The sequence below is a fragment of the Longimicrobium sp. genome (assembly GCA_036389135.1).
Taxonomy (GTDB): Bacteria; Gemmatimonadota; Gemmatimonadetes; order Longimicrobiales; family Longimicrobiaceae; genus Longimicrobium.
Genome location: DASVQP010000077.1, coordinates 63,983 through 81,348 on the forward strand (window position 1 = coordinate 63,983; position 17,366 = coordinate 81,348).

General features: G+C 71.0%; 12 protein-coding genes and 1 pseudogene. 12 read left to right on the forward strand and 1 reads right to left on the reverse strand.

What is annotated here, in order from left to right:
- Positions 1-143: 143 nt before the first annotated feature.
- Positions 144-2,393 carry a cyclic nucleotide-binding domain-containing protein gene (locus tag VF584_18670; GenBank protein HEX8212208.1) on the forward strand — a complete coding sequence of 750 codons (2,250 nt, stop codon included), beginning with the start codon at positions 144-146 and terminating at the stop codon, positions 2,391-2,393.
- A complete protein-coding gene (locus VF584_18675) occupies positions 2,390-3,529 on the forward strand; it encodes a class I SAM-dependent methyltransferase (GenBank protein HEX8212209.1) in 1,140 nt (379 codons plus the stop codon). The genes VF584_18670 and VF584_18675 overlap by 4 nt, the downstream gene beginning before the upstream one ends.
- Before the next feature lie 52 nt (positions 3,530-3,581).
- Here VF584_18675 and VF584_18680 read toward each other — a convergent pair whose 3' ends face one another.
- Complete coding sequence (locus VF584_18680; protein HEX8212210.1) at positions 3,582-5,063, reverse strand: hypothetical protein; 1,482 nt, start codon at positions 5,061-5,063, stop codon at positions 3,582-3,584.
- Between the two features lie 188 nt (positions 5,064-5,251).
- Here VF584_18680 and VF584_18685 point away from each other — a divergent pair, with 188 nt between their 5' ends.
- From VF584_18685 to VF584_18730, 10 genes and pseudogenes are all read left to right on the forward strand, one after another.
- On the forward strand, positions 5,252-6,703 hold the full coding sequence (locus VF584_18685) for a 1-acyl-sn-glycerol-3-phosphate acyltransferase (GenBank protein HEX8212211.1): 1,452 nt from the start codon (positions 5,252-5,254) through the stop codon (positions 6,701-6,703).
- 161 nt (positions 6,704-6,864) lie between these two features.
- A complete protein-coding gene (locus VF584_18690) occupies positions 6,865-7,257 on the forward strand; it encodes an AraC family transcriptional regulator (GenBank protein HEX8212212.1) in 393 nt (130 codons plus the stop codon).
- Positions 7,258-7,529: 272 nt separating this feature from the next.
- Positions 7,530-8,411, forward strand: coding sequence for an AraC family transcriptional regulator (locus VF584_18695; protein HEX8212213.1), 882 nt, complete (start codon positions 7,530-7,532; stop codon positions 8,409-8,411).
- 414 nt (positions 8,412-8,825) lie between these two features.
- Positions 8,826-10,253 (forward strand): annotated as a pseudogene (locus VF584_18700) (DUF4331 family protein).
- 139 nt (positions 10,254-10,392) lie between these two features.
- Positions 10,393-11,676, forward strand: coding sequence for a hypothetical protein (locus VF584_18705; GenBank protein ID HEX8212214.1), 1,284 nt, complete (start codon positions 10,393-10,395; stop codon positions 11,674-11,676).
- 150 nt (positions 11,677-11,826) lie between these two features.
- Complete coding sequence (locus tag VF584_18710) at positions 11,827-13,134, forward strand: tetratricopeptide repeat protein (protein ID HEX8212215.1); 1,308 nt, start codon at positions 11,827-11,829, stop codon at positions 13,132-13,134.
- A gap of 6 nt (positions 13,135-13,140) precedes the next feature.
- Positions 13,141-13,743, forward strand: a complete 603-nt coding sequence (locus tag VF584_18715; protein HEX8212216.1) for a HupE/UreJ family protein — start codon at positions 13,141-13,143, stop codon at positions 13,741-13,743.
- Between the two features lies 1 nt (position 13,744).
- Positions 13,745-14,242 (forward strand): DUF6702 family protein, encoded by a 498-nt coding sequence (locus VF584_18720; protein ID HEX8212217.1) that lies wholly within the window; start codon positions 13,745-13,747, stop codon positions 14,240-14,242.
- A complete protein-coding gene (locus tag VF584_18725) occupies positions 14,243-14,959 on the forward strand; it encodes a hypothetical protein (protein ID HEX8212218.1) in 717 nt (238 codons plus the stop codon). It begins immediately after the preceding gene.
- Between the two features lie 147 nt (positions 14,960-15,106).
- Positions 15,107-17,206, forward strand: a complete 2,100-nt coding sequence (locus tag VF584_18730; GenBank protein HEX8212219.1) for a TonB-dependent receptor — start codon at positions 15,107-15,109, stop codon at positions 17,204-17,206.
- The last annotated feature ends 160 nt before the right edge of the window (positions 17,207-17,366 follow it).

Here is a 17,366-nt window from a genome sequence, read left to right on the forward strand (position 1 = left end):
CTCTCCTGTTATCGGGAGAGGGGGCAGTCGAGTGTAACGAGACGGGGGTGAGGGGCCCCCACAATCATTGCAGTCCCCGCCGTCGCGCACTATCCTGCTAGTCTCGCCGTGACCCACCCCCTCCCGTACCATACCCGACGCGCATGACCCACGACGCGTCCACCCTCCCGGACCCGATCCGTTCCGACGCGCTGTGGAGCGCACTCGCCCCCGATGTCGCCCGCGCGCTGGCGGCGGCGGCGAGCACCGTCGCGCTCGGCGAGGGGGAGGCGCTGTTCGGGCCGGGCCAGCCCACGCAGGCGCTCTACTTCGTGCTGGACGGGCGACTGCGAGCGGCCGACCGGGCGCCCGGCGCGCCCGAAGTCACCGTGCGCACCTTCGAGGCGGGGGAGGCGCTGGACGAGATGCAGGTGCTCGCCGGCACCGGCGGGCCGCTGGCGCTGGTGGCGGACTCGCCCGTGCGGCTGGCGTGCGTGGAGGGCCACGACGCGGACCGCCTGGTCGCCGAGTTCCCCGAAATACGCGAAGCGCGCGACCGCGTCCGGCACAGGCAGCTCCTCTGCCGGCTGCACGGGGTGTTCGGCGCGTTCGACCGGGCGCTGCTGGACGACGTGGAGGCGACCGCGGGGTGGCTGCACCGCGCGCGCGGCGAGCTACTCTTCGAGCAGGGCACCCACGCCGGCGAGCTGTACTTCGTGCTCAGCGGGCGGGTGCGCATCGTGGCCTTCGGCGTCGACGACCTGCCGCGCGTGCTGGGCGAGGCGGGGCCGGGGGAGAGCATCGGGGAGGCGGCCTTCTTTGGGAGCGACCGGCGCCCCGAGCGCGTGGAGGCCGTGCGCGACAGCGTCCTGGTCGGCTTCACCCCCGCGGAGTTCGACGCCCTCTCCACCCGCAGGCCGGGGCTGCTGCGCGCGGTCGCCTTCCGGCTGGCGGAGCGGCTGCACCGGCCGCCCGCCTCCGGCCCGCCGCGCGTCTCCGCCGTCGCCATCCTCCCCGCCACGCCGGGGGCGCCGGTGCGCGAGTTCGTGGAGCGGCTGGCGCGGGCGCTGGCTCCGCACGGCTCCGTCCTGCGCCTGGACGCGGCGGAGGTGGAGGCGCGCATGGCCGAGCCCGGGATCGCGCAGGCGTGGGAGAGCGACGAGGTGGCGCACCTCCTGGCCTGGCTGGAGGGGCAGGAGACGGCGAACCGCTTCGTGCTCTACGAGGCGGACGAGCGCCCCACCGCCTGGACCCGCCGCTGCCTGCGCCGCGCCGACCGCGTCCTGCTGGTAGCCGACGCCCGCGCCGATCCGAAGCTCGGCGACCTGGAGCGCTCGCTCGCCGCGGCGGACGACGGGCGGCTCCCCGCGCCGCGCACCCTAATCCTGGTGCACCCCGACGGATCCACGGCGCCTTCGAAGACCCGCGACTGGCTCGCGGACCGGGGCGTGGATGGCCACCAGCACCTGCGCTGGGACCGCGACGGGGACTTCGGGCGGGTGGCGCGCCTCCTCGCCGGGCGCACCGTGGGCGTGGTGCTGGGGGGCGGCGGGGCGCGCGGGCTGGCGCACGTCGGCATGCTGCGCGCGATGGACGAGGCCGGCATCCCAATTGACCTGATCGGCGGCACCAGCATGGGCGCGCTGGTGGCCGCGCAGTACGCGCAGGGGTTCGACGCGGCGCGCATCGTGGAGACCAAGCGCCACGTCTACCTCAAGATGGCGCCGCAGAAGGGATGGACCCTCCCCGTCCTTTCGCTGGTGGGGACGCGCCTCCCCGAGATCACCGGCAAGCAGGTGCACGGCGACCTGGAGGTGGAAGACCTGTGGACACCCTTCTTCTGCGTCTCCAGCGACCTGACGGCGGCCGAGATGGTGGTGCACCGCGAGGGGCTGGTGCGGCGCGTGGTGCTGGCCAGCAGCTCCCTCCCCGCCTTCGCCGTCCCCGTGCTGCATGGCAACCATCTGCTGGTGGACGGCGGGCTGGTGAACAACGTGCCCGTGGACGTGGCGCGGCAGCTTGGGTGCGGCACCGTGTTCGCCGCCGAGGTGTCCATCGAATCCGATGAAGGGTTCACCTGCGAGCGCGTGCCCAGCGTGTGGGAGGTGCTGCGGGCGCGCTTCATGGGCGGGGCGCGCGTGCGCTTCCCCTCGCTCCTCGAAGTCGCGATGCGGGCCACCGTCCTGCAGGCCACCTACCGCCAGCGCGTCACACTGCTGGACGCCGACTTCGCCTTCCGGCCGCCGATCGAGCGGTTCGGGATGATGGACTTCCCGCGCCTGGACGAGATCGTAGAGGCGGGATACGAGCACGCGCGCCAGGCGATCGCCGGGTGGCGCGAAGCAGGCCGGCTGGACGCCCTGCTGGGCCCCCGCGCGGCGCCGTCCCCCACCCTACCCTCCCCCACGCCATGATCGCCACCGCCATCCCCACCCTGCGCCAGGCGGAACGCCGCATCGCCGCCACGGGCGCACCCGCCTTCGCCATTCGCATGATGGACGGCTCGCTCCGCTCCTTTGGGAACGGCGCGCCGGTGTTCACCCTGGTGATCCGCGACAAGCGCGCGGCCGCCGCGCTCGCCTCCATGGACAAGCTGGCGGTGGCGGACGCGTACGTGGACGGGAGCCTGGACGTGGAAGGGGATTTCGAGCGCGCCTTCGAGATCCGCGCGTCGCTCAGCGACCGCCACCCGCTCCGCTACGCATGGCGCTTTCTTCGCCCGCTGATGTTCGGGCGCACGAAGGCGGATGCGGCGTTCATCGCCGAGCACTACGACACCGACTCCGAGTTCTTTCTCAGCTTCCTGGACACGCGCCACCGCTGCTACTCGCAGGGCGTCTTCGAGCACGACGACGAGCCGCTGGAAGACGCCATCACGCGCAAGATCGAGTTCGCGCTGGAGTCCGTGGGCGCGCGGCCAGGGGACCGGGTGCTGGACATCGGCGGCGGGTGGGGGGCGATGACGGAGCACGCGGGCCGCCTGGGGATCCACGTCACCTCGCTGACCATCTCGCGCGTCTCGGAGGAGTTCATCCGCGCCCTGATCGACCGCGAGGGGCTCCCCTGCCGCGTCGTCCGGGAGCACCTGATGGAGCACACTCCGGACGAGCCGTACGACGCCATCGTGAACCTGGGCGTCACCGAGCACCTCCCGGACTATCCCGCCACGCTGAAGAAGTACCAGACGCTGCTGAAGCCGGGAGGCCGCATCTACCTGGATGCCAGCGCCACGCGGCGCAAGCACAGCCACTCCACCTTTTTGGAGCGCCGCGTCTACCCCGGCGACGGCACCCTGATGTGCCTGCACGAGTACCTGGCCGAGGTGGCCGCCACCCCGTTCCAGCTCATCTCGGTGCACGACGACCGCCACAGCTACGAGCTCACCTGCCGCGCCTGGGCGCGCAAGCTGGACCGCGCCCGCGACGAGATCGAGCGCCGCTTCGGCACGCGCCTCTACCGCGTCTTCCGCATCTACCTCTGGGGCTGCGCCGACGCCTTCCGCCGCGACCTGACGCAGGCGTACCGGGTGGTGATGCAGCTGCCGGCGTGAGGGCCCTCACCCCCGTCTCGTTACACTCGACTGCCCCCTCGGCGAAGATGCTTCAGTTCGTGAGCCGGATCGAGAACGCCGTCATGAATGCGGGCTTCCACTCCACTCCGATAGCGGAATCGTCAGTGACCTTGTCCGACACCGGCCCCCCGGCGACCTCCGTCGGATTCCCCAGCAGGAGCCGCTCGCGCCGGCCCATGTGTACACCGGCGGTGAATACCATCCGGTCCAGAAAGCCGAGGCCGGCGCCGAGGAGGAACTCGGGCGAGTTGCTCCCATTCACCGAGCGCACCGCGATCCCCGTGCTTCCAAGGAATGAGACACCGCCACCCCGTACGTCGCGGAACGCCACATTCCCTTGCAGCACGGGTGAGAACCCAAACGTATTGCCGCGCGAGACGTTGGCGTAGGTGGAGTAGACACCCCTTGTCGTGTCCGCGTACGCACGCGTGACGCGCTGGTAGTCCCGCGCGCGGAGCCCGCTCGCCAACGCGCCCGCGCTGAGGAAGAACCGCATTCCGTTCCGCACCGGGAGCGGGATGGTCTGCACCGTCGGGTTCGCGGGCTTCCCATCTGCGGGGTGCAGCTCGCGCCGGGTGAGCACAAGATAGAGGGTGTCCGTGCCCTGCGGTACGAACGGTTCCAGGAACGCGTTGTCCGTACGCTCCGCGAGGGCCCGGACGATCGCATCTGCGCGGGCCATGCGGCGCACGAGCTCCGGGCGTGCGCGCTCGAGGGAATCCAGTGAGGTCCGCGCGCTCTGGAGCGAGGTGCCGAGGCCGACCAGTGTGGCAAGGCTGGTGGCATCAACCCCGTCATCTTCGACCGAGAGCACCGCCGCACGCGCGATGTCGAGAGCCAGTACGGCGGTACTGACATTGCCGGCGAGCCCGGAAAGGTTCGATGTCTCGTCCCACTCGGCGACGACCGCAGAGGCCGGCACGGTACCATCGCAGGTCGGCTTCTCGATGAGCGCCAATGTGGCTTCTAGGCTCGCGACGGTGCTCCGAACCAAGTCCACCGCCGTGATGGCCTCCGTCACCTTGGAACGCGCCGCGTCCACGGTCATTCCGCTCGCGCTTTCGACGAGGTTCTGCAATTCCCGGCCACTGTTCAACCAGTTCGTGCCCAAAGCAGCGCTGTCCGCTGTGCCTGCGGCCGCTGCCTGCGTGGTCGTCGCTGCGGCCGCAGCACCGGGGATCGTGCCCAGGCCAGTGAGCAGGCGTGCGATGTCTACCGAGGCGAGGTGTGGGCGGGCCTCGTAGGCGTAGGAGTAGCACAGTGGATTTTCGTCCAGCAGGCGGATGCGCGCGGTGCGTCCAGCCACGGCCGGCTCACCCGTCAAGGCGCCCGTGCTCCACCGGTACTTGATCGTGTCCGAACGGGCGGGGGCACGATAGCGCTTCAACCGGTTTGAAGGCTGACTCTGCTGGACAGCGTCACTTCCCCTGTTTTGTGCCCCGGCCGGATGCGTGCAGACGGCCAGCAACACCAGCAAGGCGGCGCCGCGGAGTACGACTTTCCAGGTGTACATGGTTCCTGGGGGCTGCGGGAGATGTGGTTTGCAAGGAGTGTACAGAACGGCCTGCGTTCGGGACTGGCGGCGGCGTGCGGTGCGTTGCTGGCATCCCACGGCCGCGACCCACACATTGTGAGCGCGCGCGGTACGGTGATCCTGCCCCACCGGTCCCGCGAGCCGGCGCTCTCCTCCGAACGGTATAGATGGACAGATCCGTCGAACTTCCCCTCTGGGCCGCCATCCTCCTGGGAGTCCTCGCCGCCTGGGCGGCGCTGGACAGGCTGATGGTGCCCAGCGTCCGCTGGCTGGTGCGGCAGCGGACGAACCGGGTGATCGAGGAGCTGAACACGCGGCTCCCGTTCGAGATCCCGCCCTTCAAGCTCACCAAGCGCCAGGTGCTGATCGACCGGCTGGTGTACGACGCGCGCGTGGTGGAGGCGGCGGAGGCCCACGCCCGCGAGCACCGCATGCCGCGCGAGGTCGTGATGGCAAAGGTGGAGCGGTACGCGCGCGAGATCGTGCCGTCCTTCAACGCGTACCTGTACTTCCGCGTGGGGTACTGGATGGCGCGGCGCATCGCGCGCTTCCTCTACCGGGTGCGGCTGGGGTGGAGCGACGAGGAGGGGCTGGCCGGCATCCCCCGCGGCAGCACGGTGGTGTTCGTGATGAACCACCGCAGCAACATGGACTACGTGCTCGTCGGCTACCTCGCCTCCGACCGGGCGGCGCTGTCGTACGCGGTGGGGGAGTGGGCGCGCATCTGGCCGCTCCACATGCTGATCCGCTCCATGGGCGCCTACTTCGTGCGCCGCGGCTCGGGGAACGCGCTGTACCGGCGCGTGCTGGAGCGGTACGTCTTCATGGCGACGCAGGCCGGCGTCACCCAGGCCGTGTACCCGGAGGGCGGCCTGAGCCGTGACGGCGCCCTGCGCCCGCCCAAGCTGGGGCTGCTGGACTACATCCTGCGCGCCTTCGATCCGCACGGCGAGCGCGACCTGGTGTTCGTGCCGGTGGGCCTCAACTACGACCGCGTGCTGGAGGACCGCACCCTCCTCGCCGACACGCTCCCCGAGCGGCCGCGGGCGGGGCGCTGGGACGCGGCGCGCAACTCGCTGGCCTTCGTGTGGCGCAACCTGTGGCTGATGGCCCGCAACCGCTGGCACCGCTTCGGCTACGCCTGCGCCTGCTTCGGCACGCCCGTCTCCATGCGGGCGCACTGCGCGGCGCGCGGCATCGACCCGCGCGCCCTGCACGGCGACGAGAGGCACGCCGTGGTAGAGGAGCTCGGCGCCGAGCTGATGCGCGCAGTCGGCGCCGCCATCCCCGTGCTCCCCGTATCGATGGCGGCCACCGTCTTCCTGCGCAACGTGGGGCCGCTGAGCGAGCTGGAGCTCAAGGCCGGCGTGCACGCGCTGGCGCAGAGCGCGGAGGCGGCGGGTGCGCGCGTCTACGTCCCGCGCCGCGACCTGGACTACGCCGTCACCGTGGGGCTGCGCATGCTCACCCTTCGCCACCTGGTGACCGAGGACGCGGACGGCCTGTTCCGCCCCGCGCCCGGCGAGGAGGCGGTGCTGCGCTACTATGCCAACTCCATCGCCCACCTCCTCCCGCCCGACGTGCCGGCTCCCGCGACGGCGGTCGCGGTGGGGGCCTGAACGTCACGGGGGCCGGAGGTTGGAGGCGCGCGAGAGAACCGGGTGTAGGGGGAGTTCTCCGTGACGTGGAAAGGAGTGCGCATTTTTCTTCAAGACCGGTGGAAGGAGGAGTGACAAATTGCACGCCGGTTCTTGCGCGCCCCCTCCTTCCGCCAATGCCGATGACCGACGCCGCCCCCCGCACCGCCCTGCCCTCCTCGGATGGCGACGGCCGCGCCGCGCCTTACGTGTCGCGTGCCCGCGCTTACCTGGATCAGCACTGGATCCGCAACGTTCCGCTGGACGAGCTCGCCGGCGTCGCCGGGGTGAGCAAGTTCCACCTCGCGCGCCGCTTCACCGAGGCCGTGGGGATTCCGCCGCACACGTACCAGAACCGGGTGCGCGTCGACCGCGCCATGGAGATGCTGCGCGACGGGACCTCGGTTCAGGACGCCGCCGTGCGCACCGGCTTTTCGGACGCCAGCCACCTATGCCGCCACTTCAAGCGTTTCACCGGCACCACACCGGGACGCTACGCGCGCGAACGGCCGGGGCTGCTGGCGGCCGCGGTGTGAGCAGGGGCACCGCCGGCACCCGCTGAGAGGGTAGCAGCGGCGAAGCGCCTGCGTATAATGATCTTGCTCCGTTCTGAGAAGGGCGAGATGCAGCGCCAGGACGGGTGCGGGAGGGGTGCGGCCACCGGCCATGACGCTCTCGCGCCTTTGTGCATCCAGCACCCGGAGTAAACGTCAGTTTCACGCCATACAATTGGCCGCCAATTTGCGGGCCGCTCGGGTATGGGGGCGCTCCATAGGCGTCGGAACGGTCTACTCTGCAGAGGTGCGCGGTGGCGAGCAAGGTGCTGGAAGAACAGGTGCGGGTGTGGCGCCCCGCGGTTCTCCCGGGAGTGGAAGTCATGCGCGTGGACGGCAGCCATCGTCTGTGGCGCTGGTACCACGAAGTGTATGCCCTGACTACCGTTTACCGCGGAACGGGTGAGTACCGCTACCGGCAGGAGACGCACCCCGTGCGCCCCGGCGACACGCTGATGATGGAGCCTGGCGAGGTCCACGCCGATCGCCGGGTGGACGGGCCGGCCTCCTTCCGCGTGCTGTTCGTGGCCCCTGAGGTGCTCGCGCGCTACCGCGGCGGGAGCGCGGAACCGGTGCATCTGCGCCCCGCCTGTACCTCCGATGCCACACTTTTCCGCGCCATTACCGCCCTCCACGCGGCGCTGGACCGCGATGCGTCGGCGCTGGAGGCGCAGTGCCGGCTGGCGCTGGTGCTGGACGAGGTGCTGCGCCGCTTCGTGGAGCCCGCCCCCCGTGCCGTCCCCGCCGAACCCAGCTCCGCCGCCCTCCTCCGCGCGCGCGACCTGCTGCACGAATCGCCCGGGCGCGCGGTGTCGCTGGACGACCTGGCGGCGGCGGCGGGGCTGAGCAAGTTCCACCTGCTGCGCGCCTTCGCCAAGCGCTTCGGTGTACCGCCGCACACCTACCACACGCAGTTGCGCATCGCCACGGCGCGCTCCCTTCTGGCCAACGGCGTCTCCATCAGCCGCGCCGCACTGGAAGCCGGCTTCGCGGACCAGAGCCACCTGACGCGCTACTTCGCCCGCAACGTGGGCGTGACGCCCGGCGCGTACGTGCGCAACACCCGCGGCGCGCCCGAGTGGACCGACTCCGGCGACGCCTGGTCCGAGCACGACACCGAGCTCGCGACCGTCTGACCTGAACCGCAGTCCCAATACAACGGAGGCCCGGGGGAGAACATCTCCCCGGGCCTCCGCTTCGTTTGCCTCACGCGTAGACGCGTAGAAAGGCAACTGCTTGGCTCACACAGAGCCACAGAGAGAAAAGCAAAAAGAGTTTTCTCCGTGGCTTGCGGTTCCCTCTGTGGCCTCTGCGTGAGGCTTTTTTCTGTTGTTCCTCCCGCGTCTCCGCGTCTCCACGTGAGCCCTGCTGCTCCTATTTTCGGCCGGAGAGATCCACTCGCGGACGGGCGGCGTAACTATCTGGAAGGGAATGATGCACGGCGCTCAACCCGGCCGTCGCTCTCCCGTCTGGAAGGCAACGCAGGACCCGGCACCGGAGCGCTTGGCTCCGCCGGAATCAACAACCAGCAGGGAGGGACCCCCATGAGGATGTCGTTCTCGGCCCGACGCGGAGCCGCGGCGGTGCTGCTCGCAGCAGCGTCCGTGGCCACGGTGGCCGGAGTAAGGCAGGTGGTGGGATCAGACCACCAGGACACACCCGAAGTTGAGCTCAGCCCGCGGCTGGACATCAACGACGTGTACGTGTTCCCCGGCAGCACCACGGACCGCGTGGCCCTGGTGATGACCACGCAGTCGCCCATCACGCCGGCCAACACGGCCGCCGCGCGCTTCGACCCGAACGCGCTGTACCAGATCAAGATCGACAACACCGGCGACGCCATCGAGGACCTGGTCATCCAGTTCCAGTTCGACGACGCGGCCACCGGCGGCGGGCAGCAGGTGGGGATGTTCGGGCCCATCGTTCCGACGACGCGCGGGATGCTGAACCGGGTTGCCAAGAGCACGCCCGACCTCGTGGGCGCCATGGGCGGCACCCTCACCACCGGCACGGGAACGGCGCAGGTACAGCTCTTCACGGGGCCGCGCGACGATCCGTTCTACATCGACCTCGAGCAGTTCTTTCGCATCCTTCCGGACCGCCGCCCGTCGCGCGGGCCGGCGTCGATGATCACCAAGTCCGCCAACGCATTCCGTCCGGCCAGCGTGTCCAACCCGGGCCCGTTCGACGCGACCCGCGGCCCCGCGGTGGACTTCCTGGCGCCCTTCAACTCGATGGCCATCGTGGTGGAGCTGCCGGAGTCGGCGCTGCGCAGCGCCACGGGTGGCAACAACATCGGCGTGTGGGCGACCGTCAGCCGCTGATCCTACGACGAAACGGATAAAGGAGATCGAGAGATGAAGATGCGCTTCGCAGCCATTGCCGTGCTCGCCGTAGCCGCCCTCGTGGGGGCATGCGACGACGAAGACACGCGCACCATTACCGACGTGGTCACCGTGACCGTCCGCGACACGATCCGGATCGGCAACACCACCACGACGTTCGACCAGATCGAGTACCTCGCCAACCCGCTGGTGAGCGAGGTGTTCGTGGAGAAGCGGGAGCACCCGCACTACAACAACATCATACCGTCCGAGAGCCGCGCGGAGTTCCGCGACGACCTGGTGTCATTCATGACGACGGTGGCCGGGCGCGACGCCGCCTACGCCGGCGCCGTGGCCGACGCACTCCTCCCGGACATGCTGGTGGTGCGGATGGACCGCGCGGCCGGCGTGACCTCCGCCAACGTGGCGACCTCCGCCACGGTGGGGTGGCTGACCCACGCGCTGGACCCCGCCAACGGCTACGGCGGCCGCAAGCTGGACGGCGACGACGCGGTGGACAAGGGGCTGAGCGTGATCTTTGGCAACGCCCTGGGCAACAACGCCAACAACAGCCCGGGGCTGGTGACGGACAACGTGCCGGACACGAAGGCGGACCTTACGACCTTCCCGTACGTCGCCGCGCCCAACCCCTGATGGAAGGCGCGCCGGGTCGCCGTCTAGAAGGCCGACGCGACCCCCGTGCTCCATCAACGCGCCTCGGCACGGGCACGGATGACGGCGGCGGCTCCGGCGCGCCCACCACGATCAAACACGGCAAGAGAGGAGTGAATAGATGAAGCTTACATGGAGGTCCGCCGCGATGGCGGCGCTGCTTGCGGCCCCCGCGGGGCAGGCAGGGGCGCAGGAGACGATGATGGGAACGCCGCGGGCCAGCCGCTTCGACGTGGGCGTGTACGCGGGTGGCTCGGCGACGAGCCGGTGGTACGAGAGCAGGACGATCACGCTGACCGGTACGGATACGCCTACGGAGAACGACGACCGCCAGGCGTTCAAGCCCGGGTACGCGCCCGCGTTCGGCGCGCACGCCACCTTCTGGGCGACGCCGATGTTCGGCCTCCGCCTGCACGGCGCCTACGTGCCGATGCGGGTGCCGTCGTTGAGCGAAGGGTTCTTCGACCTCTTCAACGAAGCTGGCAACCGGCAGGCGTACGCGCTCAACAGCTACTTCTACGATCTGAACCTGGCGGCGCGCCCGTTCATCCGCAGCGGCAACTGGTACCGCTCCGTCTACCTGTTCGCGGGCGGCGGCGGGCTGACGGTGGATCTGGCCGGCGAGGACCGTCCCGGGTGTGAGCCGGGGACGCTGCTGCAGGCGGCCTGCCTCAGCTACGAGCCGGACCACGCCACCGTGGGCCAGGGCACCGCGGGCGCGGGGATCGACCTCCTGCGCTTCACGGAGATGCTGGGCGTTTTCGGCGAGATCGCGGCGCACGTCTACGACTCGCCGGTGCACGTGGGTGACGGCTTCATCGGCCCCATCCGCCAGCCGACGGGGAGCACGGTGCGCATCGCGGACGACCGCACCGCCGTCACGACGCGTGTGGTGATCGGCCTGAAGGCGATGTTCGGCAACCTCATCGAGGCTCCGATGATGGCGCCGCCCCCGCCCCCGCCGATGCCGATGCCCGAAGCGCCGGTGGTGCAGCCGCTGCCGCCGCCGCCCGTCGTCGAGATGCAGACGATCCAGGTGTGCGTGGTGCAGGACGGCAGCCTGACCAACGTGTCGGCGATGTACAACCCGACGGCCGGCGACACCACGGTCAACGGCCAGCCGTTCGCGACGGCCCACCCGATGGGTGCGCAGTACGCGGGCAACGCCACGTGGTTCATCAACAGCGAGCCCGTGATGTTCCAGGGCCGCCGCTTCGCCAAGTACGGCCTGCCGCGCGTGCTCGGCGTCAACGAGGTCACTCGTGTGGGCGACCACATGGGCGTGCCGGTGTTCGCGGAGATGGGCCAGACGCGTCCGGACGTGATCTACGTCCCGGTCCGTCCTGGCTGCGAGTTCCAGCCGTACCAGGTGGAGAGCAAGACGGGGAGCGTCCGCGGCGAGTAGCACCGCGGTGCTGGAGTGAGCCCGGGCGCGGCGAGGTGCCACGTCCGGGCACGATGGAGAAAGCGGTCCGCCCCACGATGCTGTGGGGCGGACCGCATACCGAAACACGGCGGCGGGGTCCGTCGCGCCCCCCGCAAGGTGATGCACTCGATGAAGACCAGGACCACAGCAGCCGCGATCCTTTTGGCCGGCGCCGCAGCCGGGGGACTCTTCGTCCTCCAGGGAACGCGCGAGGTCGAAGCCGCCCCACCCTCGGCCGAGTCGCTGGCCGTGGAAGGGGAGATCCGCGAAAAGGACATCGCCCTCTATGAGCTGCGGGCGAAGCAGGACCCGTTCAGCGCGCTCGACCGCGCCCGCCTCGCCTCGCTCTACCTGCAGCGCAGCCGCAGCACGGGCGACTTCCAGGACGTCCTGCGCGCCGAGGCCGTGGCCCGCGAGTCGATCGCCCTGCGCGAGGGCCGCAACGCCTCCGCGCGCGTCGCCCTCGCCTCCAGCCTCCTGGCGCAGCACCGCTTCCAGGAAGCGCGCGCCATCGCCGCCGGGCTGGTGAGCGAGGAGCCGCTGCGCCCCTCGTACCGCGCCCTGCTCGGCGAGGTGCAGATGGAGCTGGGCGACTACGCCGCATCGGCCGCGAGCTTCGACACGCTCGCGATGACCCGCAAGACGCTGGCGGTGGCGCCCCGCGCGGCCCGCCTGGAGGAGATCCGCGGCCGCACGCACGAGGCGCGGAAGCTGCTGGCCCAGGCCGCGCACGACGCCCTCGCCCGCGGCGACCTGCCGCGCGAGCAGATGGCGTGGTTCCAGATGCGCCGCGGCGACCTGGAGCTGCGCGCAGGCAAGCTGCGCCAGGCGGAGCGCGCCTATCGCGACGGCCTGGCGATCAACCCCGAAGACCACCGCATCCTCGCCGGCCTGGCGCGGGTGGAGGTGGCGCGCGGGCGCCATGAACGCGCGCTGGCGCTGCACGAGCGCTCCATTGCGCAGGTGCTCGATCCCGTGATCCTCGCCGAGATGAGCGAGATCGCGCTCGCCATGCGCGATTCGGTGCGCGCCCGCGAGTACGCGCGCGTCGCCGCCGTGGCCGCGAGCCAGGAGAGCGGCTCCATGCACCGCGCGTGGAGCCTCTTTCAGCTCGACCACGGCAGCGACCCCGCGCCCATCGCCGCCGAAGCAGCGGCCGATCTGCGCACCCGCCGCGACGTGTACGGCTACGATCTGCTGGCGTGGGCGCTCCATCGCCAGGGCCGCCACGCGGAGGCACGCCGCGCCATGGCCGGCGCGCTGCGCATGGGCACGAGGGACGCGTCGCTCCTCTTCCACGCCGGGATGATCGAGCGCGCGCTGGGGAATGACGCCGCCGCGGCCCGGCACCTGGAGCAGGCGCTGGAGATCCACCCCGGCTTCCATCCGCGCCACCCCGCGACGGCGCGCGCCGTCCTCGACTCCATCGGAGGGTAACGGGCGATGTCCGAGCTCCTGGTCTTCTTTCGCCTGGGCTTCCGCCACATCACCGATCTGGCGGCGATGGACCACATCCTCTTCCTGCTCGTTTTGGCCGCCGTGTACCACCGGCGCGACTGGCGGCAGCTGCTGTGGGTGATCTCCGCCTTCACCGTGGGCCACTCGATCACGCTGGCGCTCGCCGTCACGGGCGCGCTGAACCTCCCCACCGACCTGATCGAGTTCCTGATCCCGGTGACCATCGTCGCCACGGCGATCGAGAACATCGTGGTGGCCAACCGGGAGCGCGCGCCCTGGGCCAACCGCTACCGCCCGGTCTTCGCCGGCGTGTTCGGACTGGTGCACGGCGCGGGGTTCGCCAACTACCTGCGCGAGCTCTTCGTGGACCGCATCGCCGTGCCGCTCCTCGGCTTCAACCTGGGGATCGAGGCGGGGCAGATCGTGGTGCTCGCGATCGCCGCGGCCGGCTTCACGCTGCTGGACCGCGGATTCGCGCTGGCGCGGCAGCCGGGCACGTTCTCGCCGCAGCGGATGCGGGTGGTGCTGGTCTCGGGCGTGGTGGCGGTGTTCGCGACGGTGTGGGCATTCGAGCGGAGCCCCTGGTAAGATGCCGCGCCCGTGGATGCGGCGAGGGCGCGCCCTGGCGGCGCTCTGCGTGGTGGCTCTGCTGGGCGCCGCCCGCCCCGCCGCGCACCCCATCCACACCACCCTCGCCGTGGTGACGCACCTCCCCGCCGAGCGCGCGGTGACGGTGAACGTGCGCGTCTTTGCGGACGACCTGGCACTGGGCGTCGCTCGGCATCCGCGCCCCGCCGCGCGCGCGGCTGAGGACCCGACGGCGCGTTACGTGGCATCGTCGTTCGCGCTGTGGAATCCGGACGGGACGCGCGTGCCGCTGCGCTGGTGCGGCAGCCGGCCGCAGGGTGGCGTGGTGTGGGTGTGCATGCGCGGTCCCCTTCCGCGCGGGCTGCGCGGCGCACGCGTCCTGAGCACGCTCCAGTTCGCGCTCTACGACGACCAGGTGAACGTGGTGCAGGCGGGCACGGCGGCGAGCCGGAAGACGATGATGTTCGTCCCCGGCGACCGCCCCAAGCCGATCCCGTAAGTGCCCTCGCGCTCTGCCCAGCCGCCGCGCGACCTGCGCTTCGCCCGCCTCCCGCTGCTGCTGGCGTACCTCCTGGTGCTGCTGGGCACCCCGATTGGCGAGGCGGGCTTCCTCTGGATGCACCTCACGACCGCGCACTCCAGCCCCGCAAAGCCGCACGCGGAGCTGGAGCGCCCCGCCGGCCTGCGGCTCCGCGCGGATGGAACGCTCGCGAGCACCCCCGAGCACGAGCACGAGCCTCCTCCTGCGCAAGAGCACGAGCACGCCGCCCCGCCGAAGCACGAACCTGCAGGCGCGCGCGAGCACCAGCGCGCAGGCTCGGGTGAGCATGGACACGCGCATGCGGATGAGAGCGAGCACGCCGACGCAGCCGAGCACACGCGCGCAGCCGAGCGCGAGCACGCGCATGTAATCTCAGAGCACGCGAACCCGTCCGAGCATCACGCGCGGATTGCAAGCAGCGAAACCGAACCTGCGCCCCGATCCGTCGCGCCGGACCAGCTGCACGAGCACGGCGGCAGGATGCACACGCACCGGCAGCATCGCGCTCCTGACGCGGAGCTGCTGATCGATGCGCTCTCGAAGTTCTATCTCGCCCCTCCCCCCAAGTCCGCGCCCTCCACGAACGCGGACGCTCGCCATGCACGCCAGATCCCGCCGACCCCGCACCAGGTCGCCGCGCGGATCGATACGCCTCCCCCAAGACCGCCGGGCTGAAAACAGTCATAGCTCCCGGAGCGCGACCGCGTTCCGGCTCAGCGTGGGATGCCCTTTTCGGCAGCCTGGTCTTCGTGCGCCCTCCGACTAGGCGTCTAGATCGAGGCTGGCGGCATCCCGTGCCCGGCAAACAACACGGGGACTCGCATGAATCGACACAGCTGCACCACCCGAGCGCGATGGACGCGCTCGGCACTCCTGGCCGCCGCCCTCGCGTCCGGCGCCGCGACGCTGCACGCGCAGACCGACCCGCCGCGGCGCGACACGGCGGCGGTGCTCGACACGCTGCGCGTCACCGGGCGCTTCGACAACCTGATCGGGATCGCGGCCACGGCATCGCAGGGGCGGGTGGGCGCGATGGACCTGCGCTCGCGCCCCATCACTCGCGAGGGCGAGCTGCTGGAGACGGTCCCCGGGATGATCGTCACCCAGCACTCGGGCGAGGGGAAGGCGAACCAGTACTTCGTGCGCGGCTTCAACCTGGACCACGGCACCGACTTCCAGACGCGCGTGGAGGGGATGCCGGTGAACATGCCCACGCACGGCCACGGCCAGGGGTGGACCGACCTCAACTTCCTGGTCCCGGAGCTGGTGAGCCATCTGGACTACCGCCTGGGCGTGTACCACGCGGAGCTGGGCGACTTCGGCAGCGCGGGCGGCGCGGAATTCCACCTCGTTCGCACGCTGGAGCGCCCCTTTGTGACCCTCGGCGCGGGCCAGAACGGGCTGGCGCGCGCGGCGGCCGGGGCATCTACCCGAACCCTGGGCGGCGACCTGCTGGCCGGCGTCGAAGTGCGCAGCTACGACGGGCCGTGGGACCGCCCGCAGGGGATCCGCAAGCTGGCCGCGATGACGCGCTACTCTGCGGACCGCGGCACCTCGCGCTTCTCCCTGCTGGCGATGGCGTACCGCAACCGATGGGACTCCAACGACCAGGTGCCGGTGCGCGCGGTGGACGGCGGCGCAATCGGCCGGCTGGGGCAGGTGGACTCCACCGACGGCGGCCGCTCCGAGCGCTACAGCCTGTCCGGCTCGTGGCGCCGCGCCGGCGCGCGCTCCTCCGACGAGGTGCAGCTCTTCGGCATCTACTCCGACCTGGACCTGTACTCCAACTTCACCTACTTCCTGGACGACCCCGAGCGCGGCGACCAGTTCAATCAAAAGGATCGCCGCGTCGTGCTGGGCGCCAACGCCAAGCGCTCACTCATTACGCGGGCACTCGGCACGGAGCACCGGCTGATGGCGGGCGCGCAGACACGCGCCGACCTCATCGGCGGGCTCGGCCTGTACCGCACGCAGGCGCAGCTCCGCCACGCGACGGTTCGCGAGGACCGCGTGCGCGAGACGGGAACGGGGATCTTCGCCGAGGCGGAGTCGCGGTGGCGCCCCTGGCTGCGCAGCATCGTAGGCGTGCGCGGCGACGGCTACACCTTTCACGTGGACAGCGACCGCCCGGAGAACTCCGGCAACCGCCGCGCGGGGATCATCAGCCCCAAGGCATCGCTCGTGATCGCCCCCTCCACGGCCGCGGAGCTGTACCTGAGCGGCGGCTTCGGCTTCCACAGCAACGACGCGCGCGGCACCACCATCACCATCGACCCCGCCACCGGCGAGCGGGCCGAGCGCGTGGACCCGCTGGTGCGCTCCCGCGGCGCGGAGGTCGGATTGCGGATGGCGCCGGTGCGAGGGCTGCGCTCCACGCTGACGGTGTGGGCGCTGGAGCTGGACAGCGAGCTCCTGTTCGTAGGCGACGCGGGCGCGACCAAGCCCTCCGCCACCAGCCGGCGCGGCGGCGTGACCTGGGCCAACTTCTACCGCCCCATGCCCTCCCTCTCGCTCGACGCGGACGTGTCATTCGCGCGCGCCCGCCTCGCCGGAGTCCCCGCGAATGAGAGCCGCATCCCGGGCGCGCTCGAGCACGTCTTCGCCGGCGGGATCGCGTGGGCGCCGGAACGGGGGCCGTTCGGTGCGCTCCGCGTGCGACACTTCGGCGCCTACCCGCTGGTTGAGGACAATTCGGTGCGCGCCGATGCCGCCACACTGGTCAACGCGGAGGCGGGCTGGCACCTCGCACGCGGCCTCCGTGTGGAGGCCACCATCCTCAACCTGCTGAATTCGCGCGCGGCGGACATCCAGTACTACTATCCCTCACGCCTGCGCGGCGAGCCGGCCGGCGGGGTGAACGACGTCCACTTTCACCCGGTGGAGCCGCGCCAGCTCCGCGCATCGCTGACGTGGAGCCCGTGACGGCATCCTGAACGGCTGGTCTCAGTAGAGTCGAGTCGGGGCGCCGTGGCATGGTTGCCCGGTTTCCCCGACCCGCTCATCGAACCGGACGTGCGGATTTCCCGCATCCGGCTCTCCGACTGGGTTCACTTCAAGGCATGCGAGAGCGCCACCCGCCGAC

Coding starts and splice junctions, on each gene's coding strand:
- VF584_18680 (HEX8212210.1), bottom strand. CDS start 5,063: ATGTACACCTGGAAAGTCGTACTCCGCGGCGCCGCCTTGCTGGTGTTG.
- VF584_18705 (HEX8212214.1), top strand. CDS start 10,393: ATGAAGCTTACATGGAGGTCCGCCGCGATGGCGGCGCTGCTTGCGGCC.
- VF584_18730 (HEX8212219.1), top strand. CDS start 15,107: ATGAATCGACACAGCTGCACCACCCGAGCGCGATGGACGCGCTCGGCA.
- VF584_18710 (HEX8212215.1), top strand. CDS start 11,827: ATGAAGACCAGGACCACAGCAGCCGCGATCCTTTTGGCCGGCGCCGCA.
- VF584_18720 (HEX8212217.1), top strand. CDS start 13,745: ATGCCGCGCCCGTGGATGCGGCGAGGGCGCGCCCTGGCGGCGCTCTGC.
- VF584_18685 (HEX8212211.1), top strand. CDS start 5,252: ATGGACAGATCCGTCGAACTTCCCCTCTGGGCCGCCATCCTCCTGGGA.
- VF584_18690 (HEX8212212.1), top strand. CDS start 6,865: ATGACCGACGCCGCCCCCCGCACCGCCCTGCCCTCCTCGGATGGCGAC.
- VF584_18670 (HEX8212208.1), top strand. CDS start 144: ATGACCCACGACGCGTCCACCCTCCCGGACCCGATCCGTTCCGACGCG.
- VF584_18675 (HEX8212209.1), top strand. CDS start 2,390: ATGATCGCCACCGCCATCCCCACCCTGCGCCAGGCGGAACGCCGCATC.
- VF584_18715 (HEX8212216.1), top strand. CDS start 13,141: ATGTCCGAGCTCCTGGTCTTCTTTCGCCTGGGCTTCCGCCACATCACC.